This is a genomic window from Anaerococcus rubeinfantis, from assembly GCF_001487145.1.
GTDB classification, from domain to species: Bacteria; Bacillota; Clostridia; order Tissierellales; family Peptoniphilaceae; genus Anaerococcus; species Anaerococcus rubeinfantis.
This window is the reverse complement of record NZ_LN913016.1, coordinates 963817-979627: the sequence shown is the minus strand read 5'-3', so window position 1 is coordinate 979627 and position 15811 is coordinate 963817. Positions and strand designations below refer to the sequence as shown.

General features: G+C 29.2%; 13 protein-coding genes. 12 read left to right on the top strand and 1 reads right to left on the bottom strand.

The genetic code is table 11. The annotated features are described in order from the left end of the window. From BN3265_RS05600 to rpe, 4 genes are read left to right on the top strand one after another with little or no spacing between them, the layout of a single operon-like run. The gene (locus BN3265_RS05600) at positions 1-729 is read left to right on the top strand and encodes a Stp1/IreP family PP2C-type Ser/Thr phosphatase (protein WP_058990565.1); all 729 of its coding nucleotides are present in this window, start codon (positions 1-3) and stop codon (positions 727-729) included. 7 nt (positions 730-736) lie between these two features. Continuing rightward, entirely contained in the window at positions 737-2746 is a 2010-nt protein-coding gene (gene pknB / locus BN3265_RS05595; protein ID WP_058990564.1) for a Stk1 family PASTA domain-containing Ser/Thr kinase, read from the top strand. Continuing rightward, positions 2743-3606 carry a ribosome small subunit-dependent GTPase A gene (gene rsgA / locus BN3265_RS05590; RefSeq protein ID WP_058990563.1) on the top strand — a complete coding sequence of 288 codons (864 nt, stop codon included), beginning with the start codon at positions 2743-2745 and terminating at the stop codon, positions 3604-3606. Before pknB ends, rsgA begins: the two co-directional genes overlap by 4 nt. After that, a complete protein-coding gene (gene rpe / locus BN3265_RS05585; protein WP_058990562.1) occupies positions 3600-4262 on the top strand; it encodes a ribulose-phosphate 3-epimerase in 663 nt (220 codons plus the stop codon). The genes rsgA and rpe overlap by 7 nt, the downstream gene beginning before the upstream one ends. Before the next feature lie 100 nt (positions 4263-4362). Here rpe and rpmB read toward each other — a convergent pair whose 3' ends face one another. Then, positions 4363-4551, bottom strand: a complete 189-nt coding sequence (rpmB, locus tag BN3265_RS05580; protein ID WP_004838566.1) for a 50S ribosomal protein L28 — start codon at positions 4549-4551, stop codon at positions 4363-4365. A 165-nt stretch (positions 4552-4716) separates the two neighbouring features. On the opposite strand from rpmB, the gene murB reads away from it, so the two are divergent. From murB to rlmD, 8 genes are read left to right on the top strand one after another with little or no spacing between them, the layout of a single operon-like run. After that, positions 4717-5619 (top strand): UDP-N-acetylmuramate dehydrogenase, encoded by a 903-nt coding sequence (murB, locus tag BN3265_RS05575; RefSeq protein ID WP_058990561.1) that lies wholly within the window; start codon positions 4717-4719, stop codon positions 5617-5619. Further along, on the top strand, positions 5619-6473 hold the full coding sequence (gene rapZ / locus BN3265_RS05570; RefSeq protein WP_058990560.1) for an RNase adapter RapZ: 855 nt from the start codon (positions 5619-5621) through the stop codon (positions 6471-6473). Before murB ends, rapZ begins: the two co-directional genes overlap by 1 nt. Continuing rightward, positions 6461-7183 carry a tyrosine-protein phosphatase gene (locus tag BN3265_RS05565; RefSeq protein WP_058990559.1) on the top strand — a complete coding sequence of 241 codons (723 nt, stop codon included), beginning with the start codon at positions 6461-6463 and terminating at the stop codon, positions 7181-7183. Before rapZ ends, BN3265_RS05565 begins: the two co-directional genes overlap by 13 nt. Before the next feature lie 11 nt (positions 7184-7194). Then, a complete protein-coding gene (gene whiA, locus BN3265_RS05560) occupies positions 7195-8115 on the top strand; it encodes a DNA-binding protein WhiA (RefSeq protein ID WP_058990558.1) in 921 nt (306 codons plus the stop codon). Next, positions 8112-11561 (top strand): DNA polymerase III subunit alpha, encoded by a 3450-nt coding sequence (locus BN3265_RS05555; RefSeq protein ID WP_058990557.1) that lies wholly within the window; start codon positions 8112-8114, stop codon positions 11559-11561. Before whiA ends, BN3265_RS05555 begins: the two co-directional genes overlap by 4 nt. Positions 11562-11571: 10 nt before the next feature. Next, positions 11572-12531, top strand: a complete 960-nt coding sequence (gene pfkA, locus BN3265_RS05550; protein ID WP_058990556.1) for a 6-phosphofructokinase — start codon at positions 11572-11574, stop codon at positions 12529-12531. Positions 12532-12549: 18 nt separating this feature from the next. Next, positions 12550-14322: a pyruvate kinase gene (gene pyk / locus BN3265_RS05545; protein ID WP_058990555.1), complete on the top strand. Its 1773-nt coding sequence runs from the start codon at positions 12550-12552 to the stop codon at positions 14320-14322. Continuing rightward, on the top strand, positions 14322-15569 hold the full coding sequence (rlmD, locus tag BN3265_RS05540; RefSeq protein WP_058990554.1) for a 23S rRNA (uracil(1939)-C(5))-methyltransferase RlmD: 1248 nt from the start codon (positions 14322-14324) through the stop codon (positions 15567-15569). Before pyk ends, rlmD begins: the two co-directional genes overlap by 1 nt. Positions 15570-15811 lie beyond the last annotated feature (242 nt).

The window sequence follows — 15811 nt, the reverse complement described above, 5'->3', positions numbered from 1 at the left end:
ATGAAATTTAGTACTATTTCAAATATCGGCAAGGTAAGAAGCGAAAATCAGGACTATTATGGAAATTTAGAATTAGATAAGTATAGCTTTTTTATTGTAGCCGATGGTATGGGTGGATATAATGGCGGAGAACTTGCCTCAAAGCTTGCAGCAAAATATTATCTTGAATATATTGATAATTCAAAAATAGAAGATTATTCTTCTATTATTGATTTGCAAGAAGAAGCTTTGCAAAGTGCAAATGATAAAATTTATTCTTTATCAAAATCATACGAAGAATATGCTAATATGGGGACAACTGCAGTTTGTGTTTGTATAGATTATAATAAAAAATCTTACCATATAACTCACATTGGTGATTCTCGTGCTTACATATATTCAGAAAATAAATTACAACGTATAACAAGAGATCACTCTTTGGTAAATGATCTTTTAGATTCAGGTTCACTTACAGAAGATGAGGCAGAAAATTTTGCTAATAAATCAACAATTACAAGAGCTGTTGGTGTTACAAGTAAAATAAAACCAGAATCTAGGTCATTAGATATGAAAGAAAGAGATATTTTGTTGATTGTTACTGACGGTTTGACTAATGAGGTCAGTGATGTAGAAATTGAAGCTATAATTGCAAATAATTCTACAGCTGATAAAATTTCTTCAAGCCTAGTTGATTTGGCTATAAGAAATGGTGGCCATGACAATATTACAGTAACTACAATTTTGATTTGAGGTAAATATGGACAATATTATTTTAGGTAATAGATATAAATTAAAAGATCTAATTGGAGTAGGAGGAATGGCCAAAGTTTATAAGGCCACCGATAGATTACTTCAAAGAGATGTTGCTATAAAAATTTTAAAAGATCAATATGCAGAAGATGATGAATTTGTAAAGAAATTTTCAAATGAGGCTATGTCTGCTGCAAGACTTACTCATGTAAATATAGTAAGTGTTTATGATATAGGCGAAGATTTAATTGAAGGCAAAAAGATTCATTATATTGTAATGGAATATGTCGATGGTGAGACTTTAAAAGATAAAATTGATAGGGAAAAAATTTTATCAAACCACGATATAGTTGATTATTCAATTCAAATCGCCCAAGCTTTAAATCAAGCTCATTCATCAAATATTATTCACAGGGATATTAAGCCTCAAAATATTTTGATGGATAAGTATGGACTTTTAAAAGTTACAGATTTTGGTATAGCAAGAGTTTCTACTAATGCAACTATAACTTACACATCATCAATTTTGGGAACTGTTCATTATATTTCTCCAGAACAAGCCAAGGGAAAATTTGTTGATGCAAAATCAGATTTATATTCTCTTGGAGTTGTAATGTATGAAATGGCAACTGGTAAAGTTCCATTTGATGCAGATAATTCTGTAGGAATTGCTGTAATGCACATTCAAGATGAGCCAGAAAGTCCTATAAAATTAAATGAAAATTTATCACCAAGATTAAATGATATCATAATGAAACTTCTTCAAAAAGATCCTCAAGAAAGATTTAAAAATGCCAACGAATTAATTAGGGCTTTGGAAGATGATTCCTATGATATTGGATATTTTAATAAAGATGATACAGCTAAAATTCAAAAAGTTGATGATGAAATAGAAGAAACAACTTTTATACCAGTTGTTGAAGATAAAAAGAAAAATCCAAAAAAAGAAAAACCAGTTGAACAAGAAGCAGTTTATGTAACACCTACTGATGATTCAGATAATAACACAAAGAAAAAAAAGAAAAAAAGAAAAATTTGGCCTTTAGCTTTATTATTTCTAGCAGTACTTGCTGGATCTTTTTACTTTTTTAAATCTAGCGATTCAAATATGGTTCAAGTACCTACGGTTTTAAATTTATCAGAAGAAGAAGCTGTAAAAATATTAGAAGAAAAACATTTAAAAGCAAATGTTTCTCGCTACGCCCAAAGTAATAACTATGAAGATGGCAAGGTAATGGAGCAAGATCCAAGTCCAAAGACAAAAGTCAAAAAAAATTCAACAGTAAATTTAGTAATAAGTCAAGGAAGAAAAGTCAAAGTTCCAGATCTTTCAGGAATGACTTTACAACAAGCAGAAGAGAAATTAAAAGAACTAGATTTAGCTTTAGGAAAAACTAATACTGAATACAGCGACAGCGTAGCAAAAGATAAAATTATTGATCAAAATCCTAGAGAAAAAGAAAAAGTTCAAGCTGGAAGCGAAGTTGATGTAACTGTAAGTTTGGGCAAAGAAGAACCAGAAACTAAAAATGTAACTATACCTAATTTTGTAGGAAGTTACGAAGAAGATGCAATAAGCACTGCAAGAGAAAATAATTTAGTTGTAAATAAAATTGATTATGAATATTCAGATGATTATGAAAAAGGAATTGTTATAAGTCAATCTATTCCTAAAGGAACCCAAGTAGCCGAACAAACAAGTATTGATTTTGTTGTTTCGAATGGTAAAGATCCAAATAAAGAGGATAGTGAAGATGATGGCAAAGAAAATAGACCTAAACAAGTCAATGTTAAATTTTCTGTAAAAGGACCAAGTGATAAGAATTCATTTAATGTAAAAGTTTATAAATTAGACGATAATAACCAAAAAACAGATCTTTTATATAATGAAAATCACACAAAAGATGAATTGGATGCAAGTGGAAATTTAAATCTAGATTTTAAATCTGTAGTTGGAACAAGGGTAAATATTTTAATAGATGATAAGTCACAAGGAGTATTTGAAGTAAATAGATGATAGGTAAAATAATAAAATCACAAAAAGAAATATATTATGTATTAAGTGAAAATCATACTTTTATGTGCAAGGCTAGGGGAGTTTTTAGAAAAAAAAATATAAAACCTCTTGTAGGGGATAATGTAGAATTTGATGAAACAGAAAATTCTAAGGGTTATATTACAAAAATTTTAGATAGAAAAAACGAAATTAAAAGACCAAATATAGCAAACATTGATCAGATTTTATATTTTATAACCATAAAAAATCCTAGCCTAAATCTTTTTAATATTGATAAATACCTATCTATGTGCGAACACATAAATATAGATGTCGTAATAATTGTTTCAAAAAAAGACTTAGCAAGTAGAAAAGATTTGGAATTTATAAAAATGTATGAAAAAATTGGCTATAAGTTAATTTTTATTGATAATTATAAGGATTTTCCAGAAATTGAGATTTTAAAAATTCTTGAAGGCAAAACTTCAGCAGTTTCAGGTTCATCAGGAGTCGGAAAATCTACATTTTTATCAAATCTTGTTGAGCATGATATAGAAATTGGATCTATTTCAGAAAAATCTAAAAGAGGAAAAAATACAACTAGGCACATAGAAATATTTAATCTTGGAAAAAATACAAATATTTTTGATACACCAGGTTTTGATAGTTTTGATATTGATTTTATTGATGATGAAAAAGATTTAAAATATTGCTTTAAAGAATTTGATAATAATTCATGTAAATTTAATAATTGTAATCATATAAATGAACCAAATTGTAAGGTTAAAGATGACCTTTCAAAGGGGATTATTGAAAAAACAAGGTATGAAAATTATTTGCAACTATTTGAAGAAATAAAAAAAAGGAGACAAACATGGTAGAAATTTCACCATCACTTTTATCAGCAAATTTTGCTAATTTACAAAAAGATTTGGACGAATTGAAAAAATCTAAAATAAAATATATTCATCTTGATATTATGGATGGGAAATTTGTTCCAAATATTTCTTTTGGTTTTCCTATAATTAAAAAAATTAGAAAAGATAATGATTTTATCTTTGATACTCACTTGATGATTGATGAGCCAATTAGGTATATTGATGAATTTAAAGAAAGTGGATCTGATATAATTACAGTTCACTATGAAGCTTGTAAAAATTTGGATGAAACTATTGAAAAAATTAAAGAAAGTGGCTTAAAAGTTGGCCTTAGTTTTAAACCTAAAACTGACATTAATAAAATTATTCCATATCTTGAAAAAATTGACTTGTGCCTTGTTATGAGTGTTGAACCGGGTTTTGGTGGTCAATCTTTTATGGAAGATTCTCTTGAAAAAATTAAAACTATTAGAAAATATATAGACGAGAACAATTTATCTTGTCTTGTTGAAGTTGATGGGGGTATCAAAGATTATAATTTGAAAAAAGTTATTGATGCAGGTTGTGATCTTGTTGTTAGTGGATCTGATATTTTTTCAAATAAAGAAAATTCAATTTGTGACCAAGTTAAAAAATATAAAAAAATAATAAATGAATAAAAAATAAAAACAAAAAATCTCTTTTGAAATTATAAAATAATAATTTCAAAAGAGATTTTTTTAATGAAAAAATAGTGCTATTAGCACTATAAAATTCTTCTTAAGCTTTTTCTACTTTTCCGCTTTTTATACATTTAGTACAAACGTTAATTGTTTTTACGCTTCCATTAACTTTAGCTCTTAATTTATGAACGTTTGGTTTAAAGTTTCTATTTAGTCTTCTATGTGAGAAAGTAACTTTGTTACCAAATTTTGTACCTTTTCCACAGATATCACATTCTCTTGCCATACTTTACACCTCCATGTCTTAGAAATATCTTAGTTATTATATCAAATTTATGATAAATTTACAAATATAATCGCTACTTGCTATTATATAGAAAAACAGACAAAAAATCAAATAAGAGTATAATAAAAATATATTTTGAGTAAATAAGTTAGACAAGGAGGCTTTATGAATTATAGAGCATTGTATGAAAATAAAGATTTTGGAATTATTAAATTTGATGAAAAATTAAAAAATTACACAAATTTTGGCATTGGTGGATGTGCTGATGTTTTGGTTGAAGTAAAAGAGGAATATCAACTTGTTAATCTTTTGAAATTTAATAAAGAAAATGGTATTGAAAGCACAATTCTTGGAAATGGTACAAATATTTTGGTGACAGACAAGGGAATTAGGGGTTGTGTTATAATAATTTCTAAAAATTACGATAGAATTTCACTTGATGGAAATTTATTGAGGGTTAGTGCTGGTTGTCTTTTGTCAAAAGCTAGCAAATTTTCATTTAAAAATTCTTTAACAGGAATGGAAGAAGTTTCTGGAATTCCAGGAAGCCTTGGTGGAGCTGTGGCTATGAATGCTGGAGCTTATGGCGTTGAAATGAAAGATATTATTAAAAGCGTAAGGCTTATTTCAAAAGATGGAGAAATTTTAGAATATGATAACAAGGATATGGATTTTTCTTATAGGCATTCTAGGGTTTTTGATGAGGATTTAATTGTATCTGAGGCAATTTTTGAACTTAAAAAAGATGATCAAGAAAAAATTTATGAAAAATTTGATGATTTTACTAATAGAAGAGTAAGCAAGCAACCTCTTGATAAAAAATCTGCTGGTTCTACTTTTAAAAGGCCTGTTGGATCTTACGCATCAAAATTAATTGATGAATGTGGACTTAGGGGATACAGGAAAGGTGATTGCCAAGTTAGTGAAAAACATTGTGGGTTTTTAATTAATAATGGAAATGCAAGCTATGAAGAAATGATTAATTTTATTGAGGAGGTGGCAAGCATAGTTTTTGAAAAAACTGGCTTTAAACTTGAAAGGGAAGTTAAGATCATAGGAGAAAAATAATGAAGGTAAAGATAATTACAGGTCTTAGTGGGTCTGGAAAAACTACAGCTTTAAGAATATTTGAAGATCTTGATTATTATGCCATGGACAATGTTCCTTCAACACTTTTGGAAAGTTTTATAAAATTAAATAAGGACCAAGATAAACCAATTGAAAAACTTGCTTGTGTTGTGGATTTTAGGTCTATGGAAGTTGATAAAAACTTGGTCAAAAATCTTGAAAATTTAAAAAAAATCAACCAAGATACAAAAATAATTTACTTAACAAGCCAAGATGAAACTATAATAAAAAGATATAATGAGCTAAGAAGGCCTCATCCTTTGGGATCTTTTGGTGATGTAAAGGATGGGCTTATTAAAGAGAAAAGAGAATTAAAAAAAATCAAGGAAATGGCAGATGTTATAATTGACACAAGCTCTTATAATAATAAGGATTTGAAAAAAGTTCTCCTAAATATTTCTGAAAATAAGGAAAATTTTATTATTAATTTGTTTTCTTTTGGTTACAAAAATGGCCTAAGCCTTGATGTAGATGTGGTTTTTGATTTGAGATTTTTGCCTAATCCTTTTTATATAAAAGAATTAAAACATTTAAATGGAACTGATCCAAAACTTCAATCCTATCTTGACGGTTTTGATATAGCAAAAGATTTTCAAAATTTAGTTTATGATAATCTTTTAAAACTTATTCCTTATTTCATTAAAGAAGGCAAAAATTCTATATCCATTGGTTTTGGTTGCACTGGTGGTCAGCACAGGTCAGTTTATATGTGTGAAAAAATTTATGAAAGATTAAGGGGAAGCGACTATATAGTAGTAAGAAAGCACAGGGACAGGGAAAAATGGAAAAAATAAAGTATTTAAAAGTTTTACCCTTTGAAAACATTAAAAATGCAAGGAGTTTGGGAGGATATCCGACTCTTGATGGTAAAATCACTTCTTGGGATTTTTTTATAAGAAGTGCAAACCTTGACGATTCTACTGAAAATGATCTGAAATTATTGGATGATTTAAATGTATCTACAATAATTGACTTAAGACGAGATGATGAGGTTATTTATCATAGGGAAAAAATAAATGTTTTAAAAGAAAAATTTTCATATTATCAAATTTCTCTTTCCCCAAGACCTTTAAGATATGAAGAAATTCGAAGGTTGATTGAGAGAAAAGATACTATTGGAAAGTCTTATATTTCTATAATTGATAATTTTCCTGCTATTAAAAAAGTTTTTGAAACTATGGCTAATGCAAAAGGTACAGTTCTTTTCCATTGCCAAGAGGGAAAAGATAGGACTGGGATAATTTCTATGATTTTACTTGGCCTTGCAGGATCTTTTAGGACAGATATTATGGCAGATTATGAAATTTCATCGGCAAATCTGGGTTATGTTGATAGGTATGATCAAAATGAATCTGAAGCCATTTTTAGGATAACCAGTCCTTACAATATAAAAGAAGCTATGGAATATATAGAAAGAAAATATAAAACTTTCGAACAATATTTGCAATATGCTGGAGTCGATGAGAAAACAATTGAGAAATTAAAAGAAAAAATGATTGAATAGAGAGTGATTTGATGTCTTTTTCAAAAAGATGTAAAAAAGAAATATTAAAAAAAGAGCCTGATTATAAAGAGCTAGATATGGAATTATTAGCCTACCTATATTTTCAAGGCTCTATTAGAATAGTAAAAAATTCCTACCAAATTTTATTTAAGGCGAGCGAAAATATAGAGGCTAGGTATATTTATAAGATTATTAGGGAAAAATATAAATATTCTCCAGCCATGGAAATTCAAAATAAGAGAAAATTTTCAAAAGATAGGTCTTTTGTAGTTTTGGTTGAAGATGCCAGAGTTTCAGATAAAATTTTAAAACTTGCAGATAATTTTAACCTTTATGAAACTGATAAATTTTATGAGAATTTAAAAAGTAGAGAGCAAAAAAAGATTATTTTAAAGTTAGCCTTTTTGCTAAAAGGTTCTATAAATGACCCATATAGGGGTTATAATCTTGAAATAAATCTTCAAGAAAAAGAAGAAGCCCTTTTGATTGGAAAAATTATGGAAGATTTTTCCATAAATCCAAAATTAAATTTAAGAAATGACTTATATTGTGTTTATATAAAAGATTCGGATAAAATTTCAGATTTTTTGGCAATTATTGGGGCGACCAAGTCTCTTTTTGACCTTGAAAACGTAAGGGCAATGAAATCAATAAGAAATGATATAAATAGGCAAACAAATTTTGATAAGGCAAATATAGATAGGACAGTTAAGGCTTCTTTGAGGCAAGTTGATGCAATAAATAAATTAAAAGAGAAAAACATACTCGATAATTTGCCAGAAGATTTACAAAAAATTGCAGAAATTAGGCTAGCTTATCCCTATATTTCCCTTGAAGAATTGGGAAAAATGATGGTGCCAGCCCTTTCAAAAGCAAAGGTTAATTATAGGCTACAAAAACTTATAAAACTTTCAGAAAGTGAGGAAAAATGACAAGCAATTTTACCCACCTTCACCTGCATACAGAATATTCCCTTTTGGATGGTTTTACAAAAATCGATAAATTGATGGGAAAATTAAAAGAATTGGGAATGAATTCTTGTGCCATTACAGATCACGGAAATATGTATGGGGTTATAGAATTTCACAATAAATGCGTTGAAAATGGCATAAAACCAATTATAGGTTGTGAAATTTATCTTGCAGAAAATGATCACAAAATAAAAACACCCCAAAATAAAAGATATTATCATTTAATTCTTTTGGCAAAAAATAATAATGGTTATAAAAATCTTGTGAAAATTGTTTCAAAGGCCTACATAGAAGGATATTATTATAAGCCAAGAATAGATTTTGAAACACTAAAAAAATATAAGGACGATATAATTGCCCTTTCAGCTTGCTTAAATGGAGAGATTAGTCAAAGAATTTTAGAAAATGAAAATGAAAAAGCTTATAAAGCAGCTAAAAAATATTTAGATGTTTTTGGCAAAGAAAATTTTTATTTAGAAGTTCAAAATCACGGACTAAAAGAGCAAAAAAAAGTAAACCAGGCCTTATTACAAATTCACAAGGATTTGGATATTGAACTTGTTTGCACAAATGATGTTCATTATGTAGAAAAAAATGATGCCTTTTACCAAGATGTTTTATCATGTATCCAAACAGGCTCACTGCTTGAAGATGAAAATAGGATGAAAATGCCAGGGGATGAATTTTACCTAAAAGATCCCCAAACTATGGAAGAAATTTTCAAAGAATACCCAAGAGCATTTGAAAATACAAAAAAAATTGCAGATATGTGCAATGTGAAATTGGAGTTTCACAAGCCCCACCTACCATATTTTACAAAAGTTCCAAAAAACATGACTAATTTAGATTATTTAAAACAATTAGTTAATGAAGGACTTGTAAAAAAATATAAAAATCTTGATGAAAATATAAAAAAAAGAGCGGAAAAGGAAATTTCTGTAATAAATAATATGGGTTATGTTGATTATTTCCTAATTGTTTGGGATTTTGTAAGATATGCAAAAGATCACGAAATTGCAGTTGGACCAGGAAGGGGTTCTGCTGCGGGTTCAATTATTTCTTATGCCCTTGATATTACACAAATTGATCCAATAAAATATAACCTACTTTTTGAGAGATTTTTAAATCCTGAAAGAGTTTCAATGCCTGATATTGATATAGATTTTTGCTATGAAAACAGGGACAGGGTTGTTGAATATGTTTATGATTTGTACGGAAAAGACCATGTTTCACAAATTGTGACTTTTGGAAGAATGAAGGCGAGAAATGCCATAAGAGATGTGGGAAGAGTTATGGATATCTCCTTTAAAAAAGTAGATAAAATTGCCAAACTAATCCCTCAAGCAATTGGAATGACAATTGATAAGGCTCTGGAATCAACAGAAAAACTAGCCTACGAATACCAAAACGATGTAGAGACAAAAAGAATGATTGATACGGCAAGAAATATTGAAAATATGCCAAGACACACATCTATTCATGCGGCTGGAGTTGTAATAAGTAAGGAAATTTTAACCGATATAGTTCCTCTTGCTCTTTCAAATGACCAAATAGTAACCCAATTTAATATGATAGAAATTGAAGAGCTGGGTCTTTTGAAAATGGATTTTTTGGGGCTAAGAAACCTCACAGTAATTCAAGATACCATAAAAGATGTAAAGAATAATAAAAATATAGAAATTAATCTGGGAGAAATTGATGAAAATGATCCAAAAGTAATAAGCCAATTTACCAAGGCTGAAACAGTTGGGATTTTTCAATTTGAGTCTGCTGGGATGAGAAATTTTCTCAAAAATTTAAAACCTACACGATTTGATGATTTGGTTGCAGCAAATTCACTTTTTAGGCCAGGACCAATGGATCAAATTCCAAATTATATAAAAAATAAAACAAATCCAGAAAATATTTCCTACATAGACGAGGCCTTAAAACCAATTCTTGAAGTAACATATGGGATAATTGTCTACCAAGAGCAGGTTATGCAAATAGTTCAACAATTAGCTGGATTTTCTCTAGGAGAAGCTGATAATTTAAGACGAGCTATGAGCAAAAAGAAAATGAGTGTAATGGAAGAAAATAGGGGAATATTTGTTCATGGTAAAAAGGATGAAAATGGGAATTATGAAGTCTTGGGCTGTGTAAATAATGGGATTTCAGAAAAAAATGCCAACAAAATCTATGATGAAATGATTTCTTTTGCAAAATACGCTTTTAATAAATCCCACTCAGCAGCCTATTCTCTGGTTGCAATCCAAACAGCATTTTTAAAATATTATTTTAAAGAAGAGTATATGGCAAATCTTTTGACATCAATTATGGGGGATTCCTCAAAAGTTTACCTTTATATTTCAGAGGCGAAAAGACTTGGAATAGAAATACTCCCACCAGATATAAATAAATCTGAAAGAAGATTTGTATCTGGAAAAAATAAAATAATTTTTGGACTTTCAGCCATTAAAAATGTTGGAGATAACTTAATCGATTTGATAGTAAATTTAAGAAAAGAAAAAGAATTTAATACTTTCAAAGATTTTCTCCAAAGAATTGAAGAAAACGACCCATCAGCCTTAAACAAAAAAGCTTTAGAATCCCTTATAAAAGCTGGAGTTTTTGATTCTATGGGCTACAAAAGATCAGAGCTTATGGCAGTTCATGAAACTGCCCTACAGGCAATACACGATAATGAGAAAATAAATCTTAAGGGGCAAATGAATTTGCTTGATTTTGATCAAAAGGAAGAAGAAAACTCAGATGATATAAAATTTCCTCCAGTTAATGAATATAAAAATAAGCAAAAATTAAAACTTGAAAAGGAAGTTTTGGGTTTTTATATTTCTGATCATCCTCTAAATTCTATAGGGAGTAATTTGAAAAATTATGTGAATTTTACTACAGAAATCTTAAATGAATTAAGACCAATTGATTTTGATAGGTATGATAATAAAAAAGTTAGGATGGCGGGAGTTATTACAAATAAATCTGAAACTATGACCAAAAAAAATACTCTAATGGCTTTTTGTTCATTGGAAGATATGTCAGGATCAATAGAAATGATAATTTTTCCAAATATTTACAAGGATTATAGAAATATTTTGGAAAATGATACACTTGTTATGGCTAGTGGAAATCTACAGTCTAGTGACGACGAATTGAAATTGATTGTATCAAATATAAAAGAAATTGATGAAAATTCTTTTAAAAATTTATATATAAAAATGGATTATATAAGGTATAATGAAATACGAAAAGATTTATTAGAAAATCATGGTAGCACACCAGTGGTGATTTATTTTTCTGACAAAAAAAAGACAGTCAAACTTGATAAAAGCTTGTGGATTGACCAAAATTCAGATATAATAAATTACCTAAAGTTGAAGCTTGGAAAAGATAATGTTAAATTAAATTAAAGGAGTGGCAATGAAAACAATAGGTATACTTACTAGTGGTGGAGATGCACCTGGAATGAATTCGGCGATTAGAGCTGCAGTAAGAACAGCCCTAAATAGCGGAATGAGAGTAAAAGGAATAAGGAATGGATATGATGGCTTGATGAAAGGTGATATTTATGAAATGAATGTTTCATCTGTTGCTGATATTATCCACAAGGGTGGTACAATTCTTGGTACTGCAAGATCTACTGAATTTAAAAATGCAGAAGGTCAAAAAAGAGGAGCTCAAATTCTTAAAGATTATGGAATTGAAGGTCTTATAGTTATTGGTGGAGATGGATCATACAAGGGAGCAAAGGCTCTTAGTGATTTGGGAATTAAAACTATAGGAATTCCAGGAACAATAGATAATGATATGGGCTATACTGATTTTACAATTGGATTTTTTACTGCAATTGAAACAGTTACAGATGCAATTGGAAAATTAAGAGATACTTCATCATCTCACGGAAGAGCTGTTGTAATTGAGGTTATGGGCCGTAACTGTGGAGATTTGGCTTTATATTCAGGAATTGCTGGTGGAGCAGAATCAATCATAGTACCAGAACACAAATTTTCAATTGATGAAATTGTAGAAAAAGTAAATCATGGAAGAAAAAGAGGAAAGTTACACCACCTTATAGTTTTGGCTGAAGGTGTTGGAAATCCATATACAGTTGCAAAAGAAGTTGAAGAAAGAAGTGGAGTTGAAACAAAAGTTACAGTCTTAGGCCACGTTCAAAGAGGTGGATCACCATCTGCAGTTGATAGATTACTAGGATCAATTATGGGAGCCAAAGCTACAGAATTATTAAATGAAGAAAAAACAAATATAGCCTTGGGTTATGTAGACGGAAAAATTACTCAAGTTAGTATTGACGAAGCAGTTTCAACAAAAGGCGATTTTAATGAAAGTCTTTATGAACTAGCTAATAAATTGTCTAAATAAGAAAGGTAAGGATAAGTTATGAAACCAGATATTTTAAAGAAAACTAAAATCATATGTACAATAGGACCAGCTTCTGAATCACCAGAAGTTTTGGAACAATTGATTAAAAATGGAATGAATGTTGCAAGATTAAATTTCTCTCATGGATCTCATGAAGAACATCTTGAAAAAATCAAAACAATCAAAAGATTAAGAAGAAAATTAAATGTTCCTTTGGGACTAATGCTTGATACAAAAGGACCAGAAATAAGAATTGGTACATTTGAAGAAAAAGAATATTTCTTAAAACCAGATGATATTTTTACAATAACTACAAGAGATGTTGTTGGAAATAAAGATATAGTTTCTGTTTCTTATCCAGGTTTACCAAATGATGTAGAAAAAGGATCAATTATTTCTGTTGATGATGGTTTAATTCAACTTGAAGTTGTAGAAATCAAAGATGGAACAGATATTGTTTGTAGAGTGCAAAACAATGGTGTAATCTCAGATCACAAGGGAGTAAATCTTCCAGGAAGAGTTACAAATCTTCCAGCAATCACTCCAAAAGATGTTGATGATATAAAATTTGGTATAGAAAATGGCATCGATATGATTGCTGCATCATTTATTAGAAAAAAAGAAGATATATATGATATAAGAAAAGTTCTTGAAGATCACGGTGGAGAAGATATTTTGATTTTATCAAAAATTGAATCACAAGAAGGTGTAGATAATCTTGATGAAATAATTGAAGCAAGTGATGGAATTATGGTTGCCAGAGGAGATTTGGGAGTTGAAATTAGAACTGAGCTTATTCCTCTTGTACAAAAAGAAGTAATAAGAAAATGTAATAAGGCTGCAAAACCAGTAATTACTGCTACACAAATGCTTGATTCAATGCAAAGAAATCCAAGACCTACAAGGGCAGAAACAACTGACGTTGCAAATGCAATTATAGATGGAACAGATTGTGTAATGCTTTCAGGAGAAACAGCAGCAGGAAAATATCCAATAGAAGCCGTAAAAACTATGAGAGATATTTGTATAACAACAGAGCTTTCTGACGACTTTGAAGAAAATATTTATAAAACAGAAATTGATAGAGAAATTACAACAACAAATGCTATTTCAAAATCAACATGTACAATTGCAAGCCAATTAAAAGCAAAAGCAATAATAACATGTACAGCTTCAGGAAATACAGCAAAAGCAGTTTCTAAATTTAGACCAAGAACAAATATAATTGCTTGTACAATTGATGAAAAAGTTGCAAGAAGACTATCAGTATCTTGGGGAGTTTATCCAATAATAGTAGAAAAAGCTCACGAAACAGATGAATTAATAGAAAGAGCAATAGTTGGAGCTTTAAAAGAAAATTATGTTCAAGAAGGAGACCTTACAGTTTTAACTGCAGGAATTCCACTAGGAGTTTCAGGAACATCCAACCTAATAAAAGTTCATGTAATTGGAGATATAATTGCAAACGGAACAGGAGTAGGTAATAAATCTGTTTCAGGAAAAGTTGTTGTAGGATCTACAAAAGAAGAACTTGAAGGAAAATTTGAAGATGGAGATATAATCGTTGCAAAATATACCGACAAGGATATTAACGAATTTATGGAAAGATCTTCAGGAGTAATTGCAGAAAACGGAGGCCTAACAAGTCATACAGCAGTTGTAGCAATTCACTTTGGAATACCAGCAATACTTGGAGTAAAAAATATTACAAACCTATTGGAAGATGGAGATATAATAACAATTGATCCACTTGGAGGAATAATCTACAAGGGAGAAGCAAAGGTATTATAATGGAAATAAAAGATATCAAAATAATTGATATCCTACAAGATGGTAGGGGAGTTGCAAGAACAGAAAGTAAAACTGCCTTCGTAGAAGGAGCAGTTTACGGAGAAGTTTGTAATATAAAAGTAAATAAAGAAAAAAAGAATTTCTTTGAAGCCGAAAAAATAAAAACTTTAAAGAAATCTCCCTACTACAGAAAACCACCATGTACATATTTTTATGAATGTGGTGGTTGTTCTATTATGGATATAAATTATAAAAGCCAAATAGAATTAAAGAAAAATTTAATAAAAAATGCTCTGCTTAAATCAGCAAAAATAAATATAGAAGAATTAGAAATTATTGAAAGCAAAGAATTTTCATATAGAAACAAAATAAGACTACAAATAACAAAAGAAGGAAAACTTGCCTATAACAAAAAATATTCCAATGACCTCGTAGAAATAAAAGATTGTCTTTTGGCAAAAGATTTAATTAGAGAAAATTTAGGGAAAATTGAAAATATAACAAAAGAAATTTCAAAAAAATATCCAAATAGCCTTGAAGAAATAACAATAAGAGCAAACGATAAAGAAATTCTTTTAAATATAAAAATAAAAGACGAAAAAATAATCCCATACATAAAAAATCAATACAAAAATTCATATTTTAATATTAATCTAATAAATAAAAAAGAAAAAATAAATATTTCAGGAAAAGACTATCTAATATATAATCTATTAGGGAAAAAATTTAAAATCACTATGAACGATTTTTACCAAGTAAACGATAATATGACAGAAAAGTTATACAAAACAGCCAAAGATTTCCTAGGAGAAAATCAAAAAGTCCTAGACCTATTTTGCGGATCCGCAACAAGCTCCATTGCTATAAATGGGGACAATGTTGTAGGAATAGAAATAAATAAAAATGCCATAAAAGACGCAAAAGAAAACGCGAAGCTAAACGGCCTAAAAGATTATAAATTTATAGCCAAAAACGCAAACTACATAGACCATAAATTTATAAAAAAAGAAAAAATAGACGCCATAGTTCTAGATCCACCAAGAGCTGGTCTTGATAAAGAAATAATAAAAACCATAGCAAAAACAAAAATAAAAAAAATAGTCTACATATCCTGTAACCCACAAACACTTGCAAGGGATATAAATAGATTTCAAGATAGGGGATATAAATTAGAAAAAATAAAAGCTTGCGATATGTTTTCTGAGACTATGCACGTGGAGACTGTAGTATTGATGTCAAGAAAATAAGAATATAAAATTATATGTTATTTATATTTATCTAGGAATTAGGAGAAAATAATGATAAGGAAATTAGGAAATGTTAACTTATCAAGTTATATTTTGGGGGAAAGTTTTATTGAACATCAAATAAAAATAGGATTAGACAGATTTAGTGGATAGTTTTAGTGTGATGGGTATGTCAAATCTATATGAATAATTCCTATACTAACGGTGCCGCCCTCTCACGTACAAAAAACGGGTTCAAAGGG

Bases quoted from the DNA above. Each gene is read 5' to 3' on its own strand.
- rpe (WP_058990562.1), top strand. From the start codon at position 3,600: ATGGTAGAAATTTCACCATCACTTTTATCAGCAAATTTTGCTAATTTA.
- whiA (WP_058990558.1), top strand. From the start codon at position 7,195: ATGTCTTTTTCAAAAAGATGTAAAAAAGAAATATTAAAAAAAGAGCCT.
- murB (WP_058990561.1), top strand. From the start codon at position 4,717: ATGAATTATAGAGCATTGTATGAAAATAAAGATTTTGGAATTATTAAA.
- BN3265_RS05555 (WP_058990557.1), top strand. From the start codon at position 8,112: ATGACAAGCAATTTTACCCACCTTCACCTGCATACAGAATATTCCCTT.
- rpmB (WP_004838566.1), bottom strand. From the start codon at position 4,551: ATGGCAAGAGAATGTGATATCTGTGGAAAAGGTACAAAATTTGGTAAC.
- pknB (WP_058990564.1), top strand. From the start codon at position 737: ATGGACAATATTATTTTAGGTAATAGATATAAATTAAAAGATCTAATT.
- rsgA (WP_058990563.1), top strand. From the start codon at position 2,743: ATGATAGGTAAAATAATAAAATCACAAAAAGAAATATATTATGTATTA.
- BN3265_RS05600 (WP_058990565.1), top strand. From the start codon at position 1: ATGAAATTTAGTACTATTTCAAATATCGGCAAGGTAAGAAGCGAAAAT.
- rlmD (WP_058990554.1), top strand. From the start codon at position 14,322: ATGGAAATAAAAGATATCAAAATAATTGATATCCTACAAGATGGTAGG.
- pfkA (WP_058990556.1), top strand. From the start codon at position 11,572: ATGAAAACAATAGGTATACTTACTAGTGGTGGAGATGCACCTGGAATG.
- BN3265_RS05565 (WP_058990559.1), top strand. From the start codon at position 6,461: ATGGAAAAAATAAAGTATTTAAAAGTTTTACCCTTTGAAAACATTAAA.
- pyk (WP_058990555.1), top strand. From the start codon at position 12,550: ATGAAACCAGATATTTTAAAGAAAACTAAAATCATATGTACAATAGGA.
- rapZ (WP_058990560.1), top strand. From the start codon at position 5,619: ATGAAGGTAAAGATAATTACAGGTCTTAGTGGGTCTGGAAAAACTACA.